We start from the raw sequence: 18122 nt of genomic DNA, 5'->3' as shown, positions 1-18122 counted from the left end.
AGTACGCCGCTATCTGTGGCTATCCGAGCACTAGACGCGGGAATCTTGATGTGGAACATTCGCCTTGCGAAGGTTATCCAAAGTATATTATTCTAAACTGACCTAAACACAAGGAAACAATGATAATTAGAAAAGAGTTTTCTAGTAAAGTGCTTTACTTGTTTAAATATGCTATGATACTGTTGGTATGATAAATTAGCGATTTACTATAGGGAGGAAGGACATGTTATTCCTTGCAATGGCTGCTGCACTACTAGCTTCCATCTTACTTACTCCACTCGTCATTAAATTGGCATTCCGGATAGGAGCGGTCGATCGGCCGAATTACCGGAAAGTCCATGCGTCTGTTATGCCGCGAATCGGCGGTCTTGCGATATTTGGTGCTTTTCTAATTGGCTATGCGGTATTACTACCGAAAGATGAACACGCTGTTGGAATACTTATCGGTGCTGTTATCATCATTGTTATGGGCTTTCTCGATGATATGCTTGAAATTACCGCGAAAGCAAAACTTGCTGGTCAATTGGCTGCGGCTATTGTCGTTGTCGTATGGGGCGGTTTACAAATTGAAGTTATTAATTTACCGTTTATTGGGGAATTTGATTTTGGTTACTTAAGTATTCCAATTACAATTATTTGGATCATCGGCATTACAAATGCTATAAATCTTATAGATGGATTGGATGGACTTGCAGCAGGTGTTTCAACGATTGCACTTATTACAATTGCTGTTATGGCGATGATAATGGGGAATGTATTCGTAGTTGCAACAGCTTCGATTCTTGCGGCAAGCTCGCTTGGCTTCTTGTTTTACAATTTCCATCCGGCAAAAATCTTTATGGGAGACACCGGATCCTTGTTCCTGGGCTTTATGATTTCGGTTCTTGCATTATTAGGATTCAAGAACGTTGCTGTCGTTTCACTGATTATCCCAGTTATTATATTGGGTATTCCAATTTCTGACACGTTCTTCGCAATTGTTCGCCGTATACGCACGAAACAGCCTATTATGGCACCGGATAAATCACATTTACACCATTGCTTACTTCGTAGCGGTTTTTCACATAGGCAGACAGTCTTGGTCATTTATGCGCTTGCAATTCTGTTTGGGGTTGCAGCTGTATTGTTCTCGCAAGCGACAGTATGGGGAGCAATTCTGCTTATTGTAGTCATGCTTATCGCGATTGAACTGTTCGTTGAAGTAATCGGTCTTGCCGGTACAAACTATCGACCGTTGTTAAATCTTGTACGGATGATTGGTAAGTAACACAGCTGTTTGTACACTAGACAATAAGAAAAAATGGCCATGCACCTTTTCATTAAGGTAGCATGGCCATTTTTTATAGAATTATGTGTGGAAAGAAAAAAAGAACCAGCTAACTTTCAGCCTGGTTCTTTTGGTATCATTCATTAAAACTATCTTCTAAAGCTTCTTCGGTTGAACCAGTTATGGTCGAACCACTGTCAGTCAGACTAGATGAGTCGGGGATGAGACCGAGATGTGCTTGCAATATGTTCTTCACTTCAGCTAAATAGGTTTCATCAAGTTTCCAGTAATAAATTCCCGTAGACATGTCGTCGTAACCCTTCAAACTTAGTGTATCGACTTGTGGCATACCGCCTTTTACATATTCCAAGAACGATTTCATTTCGTCAAACGTCATGTCAGTTTTCATGTTCTCGCCAACTGCCTCAATAACATCACCGTACTTCGTTATTGATTTTACTGAAGCGGCTTCTTTCATGATTGCCTGTAAGATCATTTGCTGACGTTTTCCGCGTTCGATGTCGGTATCGAGTTTACGTGTCCGTGCAAGCGCAAGGGCGTGTTTGCCGTCAAGATGTTGCAGACCTTTTTTCAAATGAATCGTATATTTATCATTTTCGTCTTTTTCAGTTCGGTTGTATGGAACCTCAACGTCGATTCCGTCAATTGCATCAACAACATCAATGAATGCATTGAAATTCATCCTCACATAGTAGTCGACAGGAATCTCAAACAATTCTTCAACTGTTTCGATTGTTGCACGTGTTCCGCCAAATGCATGGGCATGGGTGATTTTATCACGATATCCGACTTCAGGGATATAGGCGTATGAATCACGCGGAATACTGACCAATTTTACAGATTTACTCGCCGGATTCAATGTAGCGAGTAGAAGTGCATCCGAACGGCTGTTGTTATCTCCTTGGCTGCGCGCTTCACTGTCATCGACACCGATGAATAGAATTGAAACATTGTCGTTTGCTGGCTCGACTTTTACTTCGCGAATTTCGGATTTTGGTCGGTCAGGGACGGCTTCATACGCACTAACTGCCATGTTTTCTGCTTTTTTCTGAAGTGAAGCAGCATATGCCGCAACAACAATAAATAGGGACAAGGTGAGAAGAAGCACAACTTTTACGGCTAAGCGTTTCCCGGACGATTTGTTTCTTTTTTTATAGTCTTTTCTTTTCATTTTTTAGTTCCTCCAGAATCGACTATGTAAGTTTTTCATAGTTGATCATATAATTGACAAATATCGTCAAAAGGTAGAGATAGCATAACGGATCACAAGGTTTTGTGACATAAATACTCATGACCTTTTCTATTATACTATTTTTTTAGTTAGTTGTCGAACTCGAGAAATTCGCTAGAAGTCGACACAATTTCCGCCTGACCATTTGTTAATTCGGCCATCCAAGCAGTGAAAACATTCTCTTCTGTCACTGGAACGTATACGAATAAGTTGACGCCGTCCGCATAGGAAATTTCTTTTAGTGGATAAGCGGACTGCCTTATCTCATTTTCGACTTTTCCGAGCCATGTATAATCAATTGTTACTCTCATTAGATGATGAAGTTTTCTTACGACAGTACCCGTGGCTGTAATGCCCTCAGACGTCGCGCGGCCATACGCACGGATTAACCCACCGCCTCCAAGCTTGATACCCCCAAAATAGCGCGTCACAACGACGACAGTATCTTTTAACCCTTGTTTTTTCAAGACTTCGAGCATTGGCACGCCAGCCGTACCTGTTGGTTCACCATCATCATTCGCTTTTTGGATAGTATCGTGCTCGCCAATCATATATGCCGAACAGTTGTGGTTGGCATTATGATGCTTTTTCTTGATTTCTTGAATGAACTCTAGGGCTTCATCTTCCGTCTCTGCACGTGACACATAGGTGAGAAATCTAGATTTTTGGATGATCAATTCACTTTCACCGTAATCTTTAACTGTATAATAATCTGCTCGCATTTGCGGCACCCCCATCACTTGTAATACAATCTTAATATCCATTTGGTACTATGATGCTATACTATAATGAAGTGCATAAGGAAATCAGTATTCCTGTACCACTTCTTACTTAATAGTATATATGTAATTTTTCAGGCTGTAGGCGGGAGGGAACTTAATATTGAGGGAAAATATAGTTGATATCCAAACGCTTGAAACAATCTTTAGTAGTATGGTCCGTGCTATGGATAACTCAAAGAACGATATCTTTATTATAAGCGAACAAAGCCGTCAAAGCTTTGTCGATATGAAAAAAGAGCTTGCAACGGTCAAAAGTGATATTTCCCAGGCAATAACCGAAGGCGACTATTTGGAGAACATGACTGGGCATTCACGCAAACGTCTCGCCGACGTCTCGAAGAACTTCATGAATTACTCAGAGGAACAAGTGAGAGAGGCTTACGAAGTTGCGAATGACTTACATGTCCGATTATCCATTAACCGGATGGAGGAGAAGCAGCTACGTGCACGTCGGGACGATTTAGACAGACGCCTCGTAGCGCTACTCGATACAATCGAACGGGCGGATCAGCTTGTTAATCAAGTGGCGACCGTTATTAACTATTTGACATCTGATTTAAAAAATGTTGGTGAAGCACTTGAAAATGCAAGACACAAGCAGGATTTCAGCATCAGAATTATTCAGGCACAGGAAGAGGAGCGCAAAAGGCTTTCTCGTGACATTCATGACGGGCCAGCGCAAATGTTGGCGAATGTGATGATCCGTACTGGGTTGATTGAAAAAATCTTTGTAGAAAAAGGTCCTCAACCTGCATTGGGTGAATTAGCAGATCTCAAAGTGATGGTGAGGAATGCACTTTATGAAGTCCGGCGTATCATTTATGATCTTCGACCTATGGCACTTGACGATCTTGGCCTGATTCCGACATTGAGAAAGTATTTGTCGACAATCGAAGAATATGAAAAAAATGTTGAAATTCACTTTCAAAATAGTGGACAAGAGCAGCGTTTTCAAACGAATTTTGAAGTGTCGGTCTTCCGACTTGTACAAGAATCTGTATCAAATGCATTGAAACATGGAAAATCGAAGGACATTTGGGTGAAAACTGAATGGCTTCGCGATATAATGAATATTATCATTAAGGATAATGGACAAGGATTCAACCAGAATGAAGTGAAAGATAAGTCGTTCGGTTTAATTGGGATGCGGGAACGAATTGATTTATTAAAAGGCGATATGACAATCACTTCAACGCCTGGCAATGGTACGATGATCCATTTCCGGATCCCGCTTCGGAATGAAATAATTGACGGCTAGATATATGGGGAGGAAATGACTATGACTGTTACGAAAATATTAATTGTAGATGATCATCAATTATTCCGTGAAGGGGTAAAGAGAATTCTGGACTTTGAAGATTCTTTTGAAGTTGTTGCAGAAGGTGATGACGGTAGCGAAGTAAATGAACTTTATAGACAGTGCGAACCGGATGTTGTTCTTATGGACATTAACATGCCACGTATGAATGGTGTCGATGCGACCGAGAATCTTGTTAAAGAGTTTCCTAATGCGAAGGTAATTATGTTGTCGATTCATGATGACGAGTCATATGTATCGCATGCACTGAAAACGGGTGCGCTTGGCTATATGCTGAAAGAGATGGATGCAGATGCAATCGTTCAAGCGATTAAGGTCGTTGAAATGGGCGGTTCGTATCTTCACCCGAAAGTGACACATAACCTTGTTACGGAATTCCGCAGATTGAGTGAACGGGAGCATAAAGGGTCATTCCAGCAAAATGATATCCGCCGACCATTCCACCTACTTACAAAACGTGAGTGTGAAGTATTGCAACTGTTGACGGATGGGCAAAGTAACCGGACAATTGGAGAAACGTTATTCATTTCTGAAAAGACGGTCAAAAACCACGTTTCAAGTATTTTGCAAAAAATGGCTGTAAATGACCGGACACAAGCAGTTGTAACTGCTATTAAAAATGGTTGGGTTGAAGTGAAGTAATTCGGACTTTGTTCAATAAAAGGAGAAAGGCCATCCAGTCGGAGCGGCCTTTTTACCTGTTCAGGAGGAAAGAAAATGAAAAAAATATTTGTTCCTATAAGTATGTCGGTTCTTTTACTACTTGGCGCGTGCAGTAGCGATGGAGAGAAGTCGACTGGAAGCGGCTCGGTCAATGATGGCGAGGCAGCGAATGAAAACGGTGCAATTGATCATGGTGTGGAAGACAAAAAAGTGGGTTTTAGCTTAGAGGGAGGAGTTATAGAAGAAGCTTCTGGTGTTCCGGCTGAGGAGAAAGAACAAATTTTAGCAGTATATAAGGTGTATATCGATACGCTGAATGAACAAGATATCGATGGCTATTTGAATACACTTTCTCCGGAAGACTATGATTTTGAGGAAGAACGTGCATTCATGGAAGAGCAATTTAGTGAATATGAGCTAAATCGCGAAATATCGAACGTAACGATTGTAAAGTATTCTGATAAGGAAGCCCAAGTCTTCTCGAATTTGAATACATCATATAAACAAGTATCTACTGGTCTTGTGACAAAACAAGATGGAAGACAAGTGACCGTATTTACGAAAAATGGTGACGATTGGAAAGCTGCGTCGGTGCATTACATCGGTGATGACGGGAAAGAGTAAATGTGGTTCATATGTAAGACTTTCAGCTGTAATAGCCGAAAGTCTTTTTTTGTTTCGTGGCTGTCGTACAGTCCCCTACAAAACCATATAACCTACAAAATAATTGTAGGTTGTCTTATCAGCGATATGGGTATACAATAACGAGAACGAATGTTCTGTTTGAGGGTGGGAGCAGTTAAAATGCATTTAATATCTGCAGAGGCATTGCCGCATTTTGGGAATATGATTTATTTGCCGATGATTCTTATTATATTGGAAAAGGATCGAGATTCGTTTGAAAAAGGTCCATTCAAACTGAAAGGACCTTATGTCAAACTTGTTGATGAAGCAACAAGAGCTGCACGTGCTGAACTAGGGAAACCACCATCTACTTACGTCGCCAGAATATGAAAGTCATACGCTATTTTCACTGAGTATATTTTCGTATACGGGGACAATAAGGACCAGAGACGTTATTTGAACATCCGCCTACGTAATTGGACGAAAGAACTGTTAAACATTTACTTCGCCATGTTTGAAAGTTAAGTCAATCCTCATCCGGGAAGTCAAATTTATCGAATTTAGATGGCCTGTTCAATTGTCTTTGTTTTTTCAAAAAGTTTTTTTCGAGAAGTGCAGCGACTGCATATTGGCGATACATTGTTGTAGCTGAAATATCGAGCTTGAAGGAAAGACCATTTTCCAAGTAGAGAATACAGCCCATACCATCCGGTTCTATATTATCAATCGCACTATAGGAAACCCAGACATTCTCTTCTGAATTCGGAGACATTGTTGGTAGAAAGATATAAGGTACTCCGAAATCATGAGCTATAATTATAGGCATTTTATGGCGTTTTCCAATTGCTAGTTTTGCTGTATTTGTTGAATTTTGTAAAGAACCACCATAATAATGACAAGAATTTTTAACAATGTGAACGGGTTTTCGTGAAACGTTCAATTCACCGTTTCGTTCGATTACAAGCGTTGATAGTTTATTTCCTTGGACCACAGGTAGTAACAAAAATGTATTGAAAGAAACAATGTATTTCCCTAACCATTTCTTTTTAACCAATAAAATGCACCCCTTATAGTTTATTGTTGTTGCATAAGTCCTAGTATAAATTAGAAAATTTAAAATGCAACCATTTAATTAAACTATTTGAACTATTTTGTTTTTTAGTGCTATTATCACTCGTATTATGCTATTTACTAAAATGGAATTTGTTATTATTTTGAATGAGCAGGATTTTGTATCACGTCTGTTGAATATCCACTTTCTTACATGGAGAACCTGTAAGAAAAGCATACAAGTCTATATTTGCACTTGTACATTTCTAGTCACATCCCTTTCCGACTATCTGTCCGTCGCTTCCCAACGCAGTAGTCGTTCAGTCCAAACCGATCCGATAACACCTGTACATAAGGCTTCTAGAGTTTTATCATAAAAGTAAACAGTGAATAAAATAATCACCTACTGGTCAAATATGCGTCACGATAAATATGTCGTGATTAGTTCTCCGAAAAGCGAACGGAAATGGTCTAGTGAAAATGGATTTTTCCAAGCCCTATTCACCAGTATTTCATGTGAAAAAAAAGGCCTTCTACTCCTAAAATTAAGAGTGAAGACCTTTGTTTTATAAATTTTGGAAATCGATAGCTGCAGCGCCGAGTGTTTTTGCTGCGAGAAGCATCGCATTTTCATCGATGTCGAATTTTGGGTGATGATGTGGATATGGATTGTCAGGTTTTGCGCCAGTGAAGAAAAATGTACCGGGTACTTTTTCCAAATAATATGCAAAATCTTCGCCGCCCATTTGTGGTGTTGATTCCACGACTGATTCCACGCCAAGAATACCTTCCGCGACAGTCTTCAGAAATTCTGTTTCGGCTTTGTGATTGACAACAGCTGGATAGCCGCGTACATATTCGAAATCGATTGTACAGTCATTTGCAAGCGCAGTCCCGTCAACAACGCGTTTCATTTCGCGTTCCATCAAATGGCGAATGTCAGGGTTGAATGTCCGTACCGTACCGCCTAGTTTTGCTGAATCGGCTATGACATTAAATGCGTTTTGTGCAACGAATGAACCGATAGATAACACTGCCGAGTCGATTGGATCGACGCGACGGGAAACAAGTTGCTGTAAATTCATCACTAGCTGTGCGCCAATAACGATAGCGTCTTTCGTTTGATGCGGAGCCGCACCGTGACCGCCTGCGCCTTGGATTTTAATGTCGAAACGGTCAGCCGCTGCCATTACAGGACCGGTCAAATATTCGATTGTACCTAAAGGTGTCAAAGACCATAGATGCGTTCCAAAAATGACATCAACCCCATCAAGGCAACCGTCTTCAATCATGGAAATTGCACCGCCTGGAGCAAATTCTTCTGCGTGTTGGTGGATGAAAACATAGTCGCCAGCAAGGTCTTCATGCAGTTCATGAATGGCTTTTGCAAGCTGTAGGAGTGTAGCAGTGTGCCCATCGTGACCACAAGCATGCATGACGCCTGGAACAGTTGATTTATACGCTACATCCTTTTCATCTTGAATGGGTAGCGCGTCGAAATCTGCACGTAGTGCAACCGTCTTACCAGGTCTACCACCCGAAACCCTTGCAACGACACCATTGCCGCCAACCCCCTTACGTACTTCAATACCAAGGTCAGCGTAAAAATCATGTATGTACTGCGCAGTTTTTTCTTCCTTAAAAGATAATTCAGGATTCATGTGAAGGTGGCGGCGAATAACGACCATATCCTCATAAGCGCTATCGAGCTTTTCATACAATTGTTCTTTCAATGGACTGTTCCCCCTAAAAATTATCTAATTTGAATGTTGCTACTTCTATTATAGCAAACATTTGAGAGGGAACACTAAAACGCAACCCTAAAACGCAACCCGTAGTTCGGGTCGCGCGTTTTATATCTTATCTTTCGTGGTATAAGTTGTTACATAAGGAGCGCTCGAGAAAATATGAAGCGAAGTATCGACGCCTGCTTCTGCATGATTTGATGAGTGAGCCTTGTCGAAAGCAGATGAGTTTTCCCATCTTGTATAATGGGTGCTATCAGACCATTCTGTCAGAACGATATACGTGTCTGAATCGAGTGGACGGAGCAAACGAAATGCGATGAATCCGAGTTCAGATTCAATAGCACCCGTAAGTTCTGTAAAGCGATGCTCAAAAACTGGACGTCCTTCATCCGTGACGGGAATATTGTTGAAAACGAAATAACCGTTATCTTGCAGTGTTCCCGAGGAGCTAATGACTTCGTAACGGCGTGGTGTTTGGAACACAGTTTTACCTACCGTTTCATGCAGTAAAAGAGAATTACCATGACCATGCATGGCAATCAAGCTTTCTGCCGCATATTTTTCTTTTAAACTTTCCATAAATTCAGGTGTACCCGATGTCATATAAATATTCATTTTCAAAAAAACCTCCTTGTAGTTCTTATTTATCTATTTTCCCCTATTTGAGAACTTAAAACAAACTTTGACAAAATGATGGCGAAAAAAGTAAGAAGTTAGCACAATTGTATGAATAACGGGGCTAAAAGCTATACTTTGCAAAGGGAAACGTCTATATTGAGTACGGATATGTAACACGGAAATAGTTAATTAAGAAAGTGGGAATAAACCAAATGACAAAATTCAATGATACACTTTTACGCGCTGCAAGAGGCGAGAAAATTGATCATACACCGGCTTGGTACATGAGGCAGGCAGGGCGTTCACAACCGGAATACCTAAAAATCAAGGAGAAATATTCTCTTGAAGAGATTACGCACCAACCTGAACTTTGCGCATATGTAACAAAGCTTCCAGTTGATCAGTATAATGTCGACGCGGCAATTCTTTACAAAGACATCGTTACACCACTTCCGGGAATTGGTATTGATGTGAAAATAAAAGCGGGCATTGGTCCAGTTATCTCAAATCCAATCCGTACAGTTCAAGATGTCCATAATCTTGGCGATCTATCACCACAAGATGATATTCCTTTCGTTCTTGAAACGATTAAAATATTGACGAAGGAACAATTGAATGTTCCGCTTATCGGCTTTGCGGGGGCACCATTTACGCTTGCGAGTTATATGATTGAAGGCGGTCCATCGAAAAGCTACAACTTGACGAAATCATTCATGGTATCTGAGCCGGAAGCATGGTTCGCATTGATGGACAAACTAGCAGATATGACGATTACGTATATTACTGCACAAGTTAATGCGGGTGCAAAAGCAATTCAAATCTTTGATTCGTGGGTAGGGGCATTAAATGTATCTGATTACCGAATCTTCATCAAACCAGTTATGACGCGTATTTTCACAGAGCTGCGTAAATTGAACGTTCCGCTAATCACATTCGGTGTCGGCGCAAGCCACTTGGCAAACGAATGGCATGACTTGCCTGTAGACGTTGTTGGTCTCGACTGGCGCTTATCTGTAAAAGAAGCAGGAGAGCGCGGTCTAACGAAGCCGCTGCAAGGGAATCTTGACCCATCACTGCTACTTGCAGATTGGAGCATTATCGAAGAACGTGCGAAAGTAATCATCGAACAAGGCGTAGAGCATGGTAACCACATTTTCAACCTTGGTCATGGCGTGTTCCCTGATGTGAAACCAGCAACATTGAAACGATTAACTGAATTTGTTCATGAATATAGTGCACAGCTGCGTAAATAACGTGCTGATCCAAACGAAGAGGTGAATGTTATGACAAAGAAACAAATGGGACTTTTAGTGATGGCTTATGGGACTCCGAATAAGGAAGAGGATATTGAATCGTATTATACGCATATCCGCCACGGTCGCCCGCCTGCACCCGAACAATTGGAGGACCTTCGCAATCGCTATGAGGCAATTGGCGGGATTTCTCCGCTTGCGCGAATTACTGAAGACCAAGCAAACGCGCTTTGCAACCGTCTGAATGAAGTGCAGGATAACATTGAATTCAAGGTCTATATTGGATTGAAACATATTGCACCATTTATTGAGGATGCGGTAGAAAAAATGCATGAAGACGGGATTACAGAAGCGGTCTCAATCGTACTGGCGCCGCATTTCTCGACGTTTTCTGTCAAGTCATACAATGGCCGCACGAAAGAAGAGGCTGACAAGCATGGTATCACAATTACTTCTGTCGAAAGTTGGTACAAACAGCCGAAGTTTATTGAATTCTGGACTGATCAAGTGCGCGGTACATTCGACAGCATGAGCGAAGAAGAGAGAGCGAAAGCATGTCTGATTGTTTCAGCGCATTCGTTGCCGGAAAAAATAATCGCGAATGGTGATCCATATCCAGATCAGTTGAAAGAAACAGCTGAATTGATTGCAAAAGCTGCTGGTGTGAAAAACTATGAACTAGGTTGGCAAAGTGCAGGGCAAACGCCTGAACCGTGGCTTGGTCCCGACGTTCAAGATTTAACACGCGATTTGCATAATGAAAAAGGATATACAACATTTGTTTATACGCCAGTTGGATTTGTTTCCGACCATCTCGAAGTACTATTTGACAATGATTATGAGTGTAAAGTTGTGTGTGATGAAATCGGTGCATCCTACTACCGTCCGGCAATGCCGAACATCGACCCACTCTTCATCGATGCGATGGTGGATGCAGTATTTGAAAAGATGAAAGAAGCTTAATATGGTTGAAAGAAAGTGATGATGGACATGAGCGGACAAAACAAGAAAGTCGTTATTGTCGGCGGAGGGATTACGGGCCTCTCCGCGGCATTTTATATGCAGAAAGAAGCGCGTGAAAAAGGCTTACCTCTAGATGTCATACTTGTCGAGGCGTCAAATCGACTTGGTGGCAAAATCCAGACAGTCCGGCGTAACGGTTTTATCATCGAGCGTGGTCCGGATTCATTTCTTATACGGAAAAAAAGCATGGGAATCCTTGCACAAGACCTCGGAATCGAAGGGGAGCTTGTGAAAAACGCGACAGGGCAAGCATACGTGCTTGTCGGTGGCGAGTTACATCCGATTCCAGGCGGTTCTGTTATGGGTATCCCGACAGAAATTGGTCCATTCTTGAAAACGGGACTGTTTTCGTTGTCAGGAAAATTGCGTGCAGCGGGCGATTTCGTCCTCCCACGCTCAAACATCAAAGGGGATCAGTCACTCGGTGGATTTTTCCGCAGACGTTTTGGCGGGGAAATTGTTGAGAACTTGATTGAACCGTTGTTATCTGGCGTTTACGCAGGCGATATTGACCACATGAGTTTGGAATCTACATTCCCGCAGTTCTACGCAGTGGAAAAGAAACATCGAAGTCTGATTCTCGGGATGAAAAAAACGACACCGAAACAACTACCGCAGAAAGACGGACATGGCGCTAAGAAAGAAGGCGTTTTCCACACGTTCCGAAACGGACTTGAAACAATTGTTGAAGCAATTGAACAACAACTTGAACCAGGTTCCGTCATGAAAGGTGTTCGGATCGATGCAATTGAGGCGCCAGGAATGGTCGGAGAAAAGACTATACTTGAAATGAATGACGGCCGTAAAATCGAAGCAGATACAGTTATACTTACAACTGGGCATGAGATGGCGGGTCGCTTATTTGCTCCGCACGGATTATTGCAAGATTTAAGAGAAATACCAACAACGTCTGTTGCGACAGTGGCACTTGCTTTTCCGGAGGAACATGTCGTACAGGACAAAGAAGGAACCGGTTTTCTTGTCTCAAGAAGCAGCGATTATTCAATCACGGCGTGCACGTGGACACACCGGAAATGGCCGACGACAACACCTGCTGGAAAAGTACTTATCCGGGCCTTCGTAGGTCGCGTAGGCGATGAAGCGATTGTTGATTTACCAGATGCTGAAATTGAGAAAATCGTTCTTGCTGATCTTGGCAGGGTTATGAATATAACAGGGAAACCGGATTTTACGGTTATTACCCGTTGGAAAAAAGACCGCCCGCAATACCGGGTTGGTCACAAACAGCGGATTGCAGCAGCCCGCGCAGAACTGGAATCGAAGTTCCCACAAGTAAAACTCGCCGGTGCCTCTTATAATGGAGTCGGATTACCCGATTGTATTGATCAGGGAAGAGCGGCAGTGAAAGAAGTATTGGAAGATTTATTTGACTGAAAAAATTCGCCCTCGGGTGGATTTTTTTTGTTGGAAAAAGGGTATAGAAGAAACATAGAAAGTTAACGAAAAGAGGAAGCAAAATGAAAAAGTATACATGGGGAATACTGTGTGCGGTGTTGTTATTAACGGGCTGTAGCAAAGGCGAGGCGGAAAACGGACCAATGCCAAGCGAAGATTTCCTCATTATCGCACATCGCGGCGCGTCAGCATACGTGCCGGAAAACACACTTGCTTCTTTTGATTTGGCAGAAGAACTTGCTGCCGACTATATTGAACTTGATATTCATCTGACCAAAGACGGCCAACTTGCGGTTATGCATGACGCGGATGTATCTGGTACAACCGAAGCTAATGGCAAAATCGGTGGATTGACACTTAGTGAGCTGAAGGAGTTATCCGTTAACTTTCGGCACAAGGATGAAGACAAGAAAGCTGTAAATGGCCCATCAGAAGAATATGCAGTTCCTACACTGGGTGAAGTATTCGGTCAATTTGGGGACAATATGAATTTCATCATTGAGTTGAAAGATCCAGAAGACTATCCTGGGATCGAAGAAAAACTGGTTGATACATTGAAGCAATACGACATGATTGGGTTTGATAAAGATAGACATCCTAAAGTAGCAATCCAGTCATTCAGTAAAAAAGGATTAAAACGCGTTTACGAATTAAATCAAGATATCCCGCTTCTAAAACTCATTTCATTTGATGATGATGAAGAGGCGAAATTGTCAAAAAAAGAATTGGATGAGCTTTTGACATATGCATCTGGACTGGGAGTTAGTTATAAAGCACTAACGGTCCCATTTATAAAGAAAATGCATGAAAAAGGACTATCCGTTTATGCGTATACTATTATTGATGCTGAAACTGCATTAAAAATGATGGCCATCGGTGCAAATGGCATTCACACAGATCGTCCCGACATACTAGACAAATAAAAAGGTATATCTTTCTACAATCAAAAAACAGCCGAAGGAGTCTCTACGGCTGTTTAAAAAAGATAAGTAAACGTTATTCACCTGGAGCAGCGCTTTTCTAATTCATAGGATATTGCAGTCGTCACATTTATTGCCGTAGCATTCATGCTGCTCTTCGATTTCTTTCCCGCAAACCGTGCAAACTTTAGCGGGTAGGTTTTTGAAAAACTCAATTACATTTTCAAGCATATTTTATTCTCCCCTTCCTTATTTGTATTAGTACTAGGCTTAATATTAACGTTGTGATAGTACAGTATATGCAAAAGGTTATACGGTATTGCAGGCATCGCATTTATTGCCGTAACACTCATGTTGTTCTTCGATTTCATTGCCGCATGACGTACAAACTTTAGCAGGTAGGTTTTTAAAAAACTCAAGTACGTTTTCAATCATCGCTAACATCCCCTTTTTCACTGTAATAGTATTAGATTTATTCTTTAATGTGTAATAGTACAGACTCCGCAAAAAAAATTACAAGATGTTGCAGTTATCACATTTGTTACCGTAGCATTCATGTTGCTCGTCGATTTCACTCCCGCATGATGTACAAGTTTTAGCAGGTAGATTTTTGAAAAACTCGATGACATTCTCAATCATATTTTCATTCTCCCCTTCCTAATTTGTACTACAACTAAATCTGTTATTAGTAGTGTATTATAACAGTATACTAGATGTCAACACATTTCACAATTTATTCTGAAAGTTGTAAGAGGGGGTCTTCTCTTCTTAAAGATGATAAAATGGGTGAGAAGCTATTAATGAGGAGCGATAAACTATGTATTTCATTGATAATAAAGGAATTACAGATCCGCATATCAACTTGGCGATAGAGGAATACGTCCTCAAGAATATGGATATCGACAAAGATTCGTTTTTGCTGTTCTATATTAACGAACCTTCTATCATCATCGGTAAAAATCAGAACACGATTGAAGAGATTGATACAGAATATGTGGAAGCAAATGGTATTCATGTTGTTAGACGATTGTCCGGCGGGGGAGCAGTCTACCACGATTTAGGCAACTTGAATTACAGTTTCCTAACAAAAGACGATGGCGAATCGTTCCGCAACTTCAAAAAGGTGACAGAGCCTGTCGTTCAGGCGTTGGCAGAAATGGGTGTCAAAGCAGAGTTACTCGGCCGCAATGACATTCTTGTTGAGGGTCGTAAAGTTTCAGGGAACGCACAGTTTTCAACGAATGGTCGTATGTTTAGCCACGGAACACTGATGTTCGATACAGAAATAGAACGTGTTGTTTCAGCATTAAAAGTACGTAAAGATAAAATTGAATCAAAAGGGATTAAATCAATCCGTAGTCGTGTCGCGAATATTTCCGAATTCCTGAATGACTCAATGACAATTGAACAATTCCGAATGGAAATACTGAAATCGATTTTCTGCGGAGAAGAAAAAATCCAGTATCTAGAGTTGACTGATGAAGATTGGACGAATATCCATAAACTTTCTGCGGAGCGTTATGCAAACTGGGATTGGAATTACGGCAAATCACCGAAGTTCAATATGCAGCATTCACACAGATTCCCAGTAGGCGGCATCGACGTCCGTATCCAAGTGAAAAAAGGAATCATGGAAGACGTCAACATTTTCGGCGACTTTTTCGGTGTCGGAGAAGTGACAGTTATCGAGGAAAGCTTGAAAGGTATCCAGTATGAGAGACAGGCAATTAGCGAAGCGCTCGCACCAATTGACATTCCGACATATCTAGGCGGCATTACGAAAGAAGAGTTCCTTCAATTGATTTATTGATGAAACTAGAAGCCTGACGATATGTCGGGCTTTTTCTTTTTGGATTAATTCTTCAAAGTGGAAGGATTGATCATATAGCTAGGCAAAGCGATCATATAGCTTGTCCTACCGATCATATAAACCGCCAAGCGATCATATAGCTTGTCCGCCCGATCATATAAGCAGGCAAGCGATCATATAGCTTGTCCGCCCGATCAAAAAAATAGCCAAGCGATCATATAGCTTGTCCAGCGATCAAATAAGCCGCTAAGCGATCATACAGCTTGTCCGCCCGATCAAATAAGTAGCCAAGCGATCATATAGCTTGTCCACCCGATCAAATCAGCCGCCAAGCGATCATATAAGCAGGCAACTGATCATATAGCTTGTCGAACCGATCAAATAAGCCGCCAACCGATCATAAGCTTGTCCACCCGATCATAAGCCTGTCGAACCAATCATATAAGCCGCCGAACCAATCATAAGCCTACCGAACCGATCATATAGCTTGTCCAACCGATCATATAACCCAACCAACCAATCATATCTCCCACAAAAAACAACAACATTCCCAAAAACCTTCCAACCGCCGGGCCTGTTTTTACGCTATAATAAAGGGAAGTGTGAAAGGGGACTGACCTATGGAAAACCATCGTATATTCATAGTTGAAGATGATAAGAAAATCGCACAACTGTTAGCAGACACGCTCCGGAAATACCAATACGACGTTGCAATCGTCGAAGATTTTGACCAAGTTACTAAGGAAAGCCTCGCGTTTGATCCGCATCTCATTTTGCTTGATATCAATCTGCCTTCTTATGACGGCTATTATTGGTGCCGTCAGCTTCGTCAACATACGACGTGTCCTATCTTATTTATTTCTGCACGTTCTGGCGACATGGATCAAGTATTTGCGCTAGAAAATGGTGGAGATGATTTCATCACGAAACCATTCCATTATGAAATCGTCCTTGCTAAGATAAGAAGCCATTTACGTAGAACATTTGGCGAATACGCTCCTAACCAATCAGAACGGACCGTGAAAATTGGTGCACTTCATTTATATATCGAACGGATGGAACTGCATATTCGTGAAAATAGCGTACCCCTTCAGAAAAAAGAATGCGTCATCCTTGAGTTGCTGATGGACGCGGCGCCGAAAGTTGTGTCGCGGGAAAAACTGCTTGAAGAACTCTGGGATGATCAGTCATTTGTTGATGAAAATACATTAAATGTCAATATGACTAGAGTGCGTAAGAAACTGGCTGATTATGATATTAAATCTTCAATCGAAACCGTGCGTGGCGCGGGATATCGCTTCTTATTAGCGCCGGAAGAATCATGAAAAAACTAAGCCTTTTTCTAAGAGAACATCTATCTTTCCTCGCTTTTCAACTAATTCTTATATTGTTCATTATGTTGCTGTATTGGTTGGATGGTTTCCGCAATTTCAACACGGCTATCTATTCAATCAGTATGAGCATGTTGTTGACCAGCGGCTATTTATTAGGGAAGTTTATTATGAGGCGTTCATTTTACGACGCGATTACGCGTAAGCCAGAAAAGATGGAAGACGCACTTATCCGATTTGCACAAGCGCCAGAGCATCGGCAAACGACTGAGTTTACACGTGAATTGTATCGACTGTATCAAAACGAAGTGCAACGCTTGTATGCAGCCCAACATCGGCAACTCCACTTTATGAACCAGTGGGTCCATCAGATGAAAACACCGATTTCCGTTATGGGACTTTTACTGCAGGAAAAAGATGACCTCGACCGTGACAGTATCACTGAAGAGGTTGAGAAAATACGGCGTGGGCTCGATTCGGTACTTGTCAATGCACGGCTCGAAACGTTTGAACAAGATATGCAGATCGAGCGCATTGATTTGAAAAAACTAGTACAAGAAATCGTGACGGAACATAAGCGACTGTTCATCACCAATGGCGTATTCCCAGTTATTTCAATCGATGACAACTTCGTTGTTGCCACGGATGTGAAGTGGATGAAAATCGTCATCGGGCAGTTCATTACGAATGCGGTGAAATATACGTTCGACGAGGGAAAGAAAGTCCATTTAATAGCGTCTTGTACAGGGAATGGACTGAAATTGCAGATTCGAGATGAAGGGATTGGTATCCCATCTTCGGATTTGAAGCGAGTTACCAAGGCTTTCTTCACTGGTGAAAATGGGCGACTAACTGGCGAATCAACAGGAATGGGACTTTATATTGCATCAGAAGTATGCAATCGGTTAGGTCATCCACTGTCAATTGAATCTGAAAAAGGAATCGGGACAACGGTGACAGTACTATTTGAAAATGGAGAGGCAGGTGAGACGGGTGAATCGGAACACAATCGTGGAACTGACGGAAGTGACGAAAATTTATGAAGGA

20 protein-coding genes are annotated in these 18122 nt (G+C 41.6%); 12 read left to right on the top strand and 8 right to left on the bottom strand.

From position 1 onward, the window contains the following. The first annotated feature begins 223 nt into the window (after positions 1 to 223). Positions 224 to 1267, top strand: a complete 1044-nt coding sequence (locus MKY15_RS02785) for an MraY family glycosyltransferase (protein WP_067212122.1) — start codon at positions 224 to 226, stop codon at positions 1265 to 1267. A 136-nt stretch (positions 1268 to 1403) separates the two neighbouring features. On the opposite strand, the gene MKY15_RS02780 is transcribed toward MKY15_RS02785, so the two are convergent. Together MKY15_RS02780 and MKY15_RS02775 are read right to left on the bottom strand one after the other, a co-directional pair. Next, positions 1404 to 2459, bottom strand: coding sequence for an LCP family protein (locus tag MKY15_RS02780; RefSeq protein WP_342538907.1), 1056 nt, complete (start codon positions 2457 to 2459; stop codon positions 1404 to 1406). 149 nt (positions 2460 to 2608) lie between these two features. Then, complete coding sequence (locus MKY15_RS02775; protein ID WP_067212114.1) at positions 2609 to 3241, bottom strand: YigZ family protein; 633 nt, start codon at positions 3239 to 3241, stop codon at positions 2609 to 2611. Positions 3242 to 3452: 211 nt separating this feature from the next. Between MKY15_RS02775 and MKY15_RS02770 the strand changes: the two genes are divergently transcribed. From MKY15_RS02770 to MKY15_RS02755, 4 genes are all read left to right on the top strand, one after another. Next, positions 3453 to 4559 (top strand): sensor histidine kinase, encoded by a 1107-nt coding sequence (locus MKY15_RS02770; RefSeq protein ID WP_304627130.1) that lies wholly within the window; start codon positions 3453 to 3455, stop codon positions 4557 to 4559. 21 nt (positions 4560 to 4580) lie between these two features. After that, a complete protein-coding gene (locus tag MKY15_RS02765) occupies positions 4581 to 5261 on the top strand; it encodes a response regulator transcription factor (RefSeq protein WP_067212111.1) in 681 nt (226 codons plus the stop codon). Positions 5262 to 5336: 75 nt separating this feature from the next. Continuing rightward, positions 5337 to 5906, top strand: a complete 570-nt coding sequence (locus tag MKY15_RS02760) for a nuclear transport factor 2 family protein (protein WP_338655463.1) — start codon at positions 5337 to 5339, stop codon at positions 5904 to 5906. A gap of 180 nt (positions 5907 to 6086) precedes the next feature. Beyond that, on the top strand, positions 6087 to 6296 hold the full coding sequence (locus MKY15_RS02755; RefSeq protein ID WP_342538906.1) for a hypothetical protein: 210 nt from the start codon (positions 6087 to 6089) through the stop codon (positions 6294 to 6296). Positions 6297 to 6432: 136 nt separating this feature from the next. On the opposite strand, the gene MKY15_RS02750 is transcribed toward MKY15_RS02755, so the two are convergent. The 3 genes from MKY15_RS02750 to MKY15_RS02740 form a co-directional block, all read right to left on the bottom strand. Next, positions 6433 to 6960: a competence protein ComK gene (locus MKY15_RS02750; RefSeq protein WP_338655466.1), complete on the bottom strand. Its 528-nt coding sequence runs from the start codon at positions 6958 to 6960 to the stop codon at positions 6433 to 6435. A gap of 562 nt (positions 6961 to 7522) precedes the next feature. Continuing rightward, a complete protein-coding gene (locus MKY15_RS02745; RefSeq protein WP_067212106.1) occupies positions 7523 to 8689 on the bottom strand; it encodes an amidohydrolase in 1167 nt (388 codons plus the stop codon). 120 nt (positions 8690 to 8809) lie between these two features. Continuing rightward, positions 8810 to 9319 carry an antibiotic biosynthesis monooxygenase gene (locus MKY15_RS02740; protein WP_067212104.1) on the bottom strand — a complete coding sequence of 170 codons (510 nt, stop codon included), beginning with the start codon at positions 9317 to 9319 and terminating at the stop codon, positions 8810 to 8812. 215 nt (positions 9320 to 9534) lie between these two features. Here MKY15_RS02740 and hemE point away from each other — a divergent pair, with 215 nt between their 5' ends. The 4 genes from hemE to MKY15_RS02720 all read left to right on the top strand — a co-directional run bounded on the left by hemE (position 9535) and on the right by MKY15_RS02720 (position 13937). Beyond that, positions 9535 to 10575: a uroporphyrinogen decarboxylase gene (hemE, locus tag MKY15_RS02735; protein ID WP_067212102.1), complete on the top strand. Its 1041-nt coding sequence runs from the start codon at positions 9535 to 9537 to the stop codon at positions 10573 to 10575. A 30-nt stretch (positions 10576 to 10605) separates the two neighbouring features. After that, positions 10606 to 11538 (top strand): ferrochelatase, encoded by a 933-nt coding sequence (gene hemH, locus MKY15_RS02730; protein WP_067212099.1) that lies wholly within the window; start codon positions 10606 to 10608, stop codon positions 11536 to 11538. 27 nt (positions 11539 to 11565) lie between these two features. Continuing rightward, entirely contained in the window at positions 11566 to 12993 is a 1428-nt protein-coding gene (hemY, locus tag MKY15_RS02725) for a protoporphyrinogen oxidase (RefSeq protein WP_342538905.1), read from the top strand. A gap of 83 nt (positions 12994 to 13076) precedes the next feature. Continuing rightward, complete coding sequence (locus tag MKY15_RS02720; protein WP_342538904.1) at positions 13077 to 13937, top strand: glycerophosphodiester phosphodiesterase family protein; 861 nt, start codon at positions 13077 to 13079, stop codon at positions 13935 to 13937. A 102-nt stretch (positions 13938 to 14039) separates the two neighbouring features. Here the strand turns inward: MKY15_RS02720 and yhfH (MKY15_RS02715) are convergent, their stop codons facing one another. The 3 genes from yhfH (MKY15_RS02715) to yhfH (MKY15_RS02705) all read right to left on the bottom strand — a co-directional run bounded on the left by yhfH (MKY15_RS02715) (position 14040) and on the right by yhfH (MKY15_RS02705) (position 14573). Further along, positions 14040 to 14165 (bottom strand): protein YhfH, encoded by a 126-nt coding sequence (gene yhfH, locus MKY15_RS02715; protein WP_082786678.1) that lies wholly within the window; start codon positions 14163 to 14165, stop codon positions 14040 to 14042. Positions 14166 to 14243: 78 nt separating this feature from the next. Beyond that, a complete protein-coding gene (gene yhfH, locus MKY15_RS02710) occupies positions 14244 to 14369 on the bottom strand; it encodes a protein YhfH (RefSeq protein WP_082786676.1) in 126 nt (41 codons plus the stop codon). A gap of 78 nt (positions 14370 to 14447) precedes the next feature. Next, on the bottom strand, positions 14448 to 14573 hold the full coding sequence (yhfH, locus tag MKY15_RS02705; RefSeq protein ID WP_342538903.1) for a protein YhfH: 126 nt from the start codon (positions 14571 to 14573) through the stop codon (positions 14448 to 14450). A 178-nt stretch (positions 14574 to 14751) separates the two neighbouring features. Between yhfH (MKY15_RS02705) and MKY15_RS02700 the strand changes: the two genes are divergently transcribed. The 3 genes from MKY15_RS02700 (at position 14752) to MKY15_RS02690 (ending at position 18118) form a co-directional block, all read left to right on the top strand. Next, positions 14752 to 15744: a lipoate--protein ligase gene (locus MKY15_RS02700; protein WP_342538902.1), complete on the top strand. Its 993-nt coding sequence runs from the start codon at positions 14752 to 14754 to the stop codon at positions 15742 to 15744. Positions 15745 to 16364: 620 nt separating this feature from the next. Further along, entirely contained in the window at positions 16365 to 17069 is a 705-nt protein-coding gene (locus tag MKY15_RS02695; protein WP_187045604.1) for a response regulator transcription factor, read from the top strand. Next, a complete protein-coding gene (locus MKY15_RS02690; RefSeq protein ID WP_338655483.1) occupies positions 17066 to 18118 on the top strand; it encodes a sensor histidine kinase in 1053 nt (350 codons plus the stop codon). Before MKY15_RS02695 ends, MKY15_RS02690 begins: the two co-directional genes overlap by 4 nt. Positions 18119 to 18122 lie beyond the last annotated feature (4 nt).

The organism is Sporosarcina sp. FSL K6-1540 (assembly GCF_038620285.1).
In the GTDB taxonomy this organism is placed as follows: Bacteria; Bacillota; Bacilli; order Bacillales_A; family Planococcaceae; genus Sporosarcina; species Sporosarcina psychrophila.
This window is presented reverse-complemented; position numbering and strand designations above follow the sequence as displayed.

Bases quoted from the DNA above. Each gene is read 5' to 3' on its own strand.
- MKY15_RS02720 (WP_342538904.1), top strand. From the start codon at position 13,077: ATGAAAAAGTATACATGGGGAATACTGTGTGCGGTGTTGTTATTAACG.
- MKY15_RS02695 (WP_187045604.1), top strand. From the start codon at position 16,365: ATGGAAAACCATCGTATATTCATAGTTGAAGATGATAAGAAAATCGCA.
- hemY (WP_342538905.1), top strand. From the start codon at position 11,566: ATGAGCGGACAAAACAAGAAAGTCGTTATTGTCGGCGGAGGGATTACG.
- MKY15_RS02770 (WP_304627130.1), top strand. From the start codon at position 3,453: ATGGTCCGTGCTATGGATAACTCAAAGAACGATATCTTTATTATAAGC.
- MKY15_RS02755 (WP_342538906.1), top strand. From the start codon at position 6,087: ATGCATTTAATATCTGCAGAGGCATTGCCGCATTTTGGGAATATGATT.
- yhfH (WP_342538903.1), bottom strand. From the start codon at position 14,573: ATGATTGAGAATGTCATCGAGTTTTTCAAAAATCTACCTGCTAAAACT.
- yhfH (WP_082786678.1), bottom strand. From the start codon at position 14,165: ATGCTTGAAAATGTAATTGAGTTTTTCAAAAACCTACCCGCTAAAGTT.
- MKY15_RS02760 (WP_338655463.1), top strand. From the start codon at position 5,337: ATGAAAAAAATATTTGTTCCTATAAGTATGTCGGTTCTTTTACTACTT.
- hemE (WP_067212102.1), top strand. From the start codon at position 9,535: ATGACAAAATTCAATGATACACTTTTACGCGCTGCAAGAGGCGAGAAA.
- MKY15_RS02700 (WP_342538902.1), top strand. From the start codon at position 14,752: ATGTATTTCATTGATAATAAAGGAATTACAGATCCGCATATCAACTTG.
- yhfH (WP_082786676.1), bottom strand. From the start codon at position 14,369: ATGATTGAAAACGTACTTGAGTTTTTTAAAAACCTACCTGCTAAAGTT.
- MKY15_RS02780 (WP_342538907.1), bottom strand. From the start codon at position 2,459: ATGAAAAGAAAAGACTATAAAAAAAGAAACAAATCGTCCGGGAAACGC.
- MKY15_RS02690 (WP_338655483.1), top strand. From the start codon at position 17,066: ATGAAAAAACTAAGCCTTTTTCTAAGAGAACATCTATCTTTCCTCGCT.
- hemH (WP_067212099.1), top strand. From the start codon at position 10,606: ATGACAAAGAAACAAATGGGACTTTTAGTGATGGCTTATGGGACTCCG.
- MKY15_RS02785 (WP_067212122.1), top strand. From the start codon at position 224: ATGTTATTCCTTGCAATGGCTGCTGCACTACTAGCTTCCATCTTACTT.
- MKY15_RS02740 (WP_067212104.1), bottom strand. From the start codon at position 9,319: ATGAATATTTATATGACATCGGGTACACCTGAATTTATGGAAAGTTTA.
- MKY15_RS02765 (WP_067212111.1), top strand. From the start codon at position 4,581: ATGACTGTTACGAAAATATTAATTGTAGATGATCATCAATTATTCCGT.
- MKY15_RS02775 (WP_067212114.1), bottom strand. From the start codon at position 3,241: ATGCGAGCAGATTATTATACAGTTAAAGATTACGGTGAAAGTGAATTG.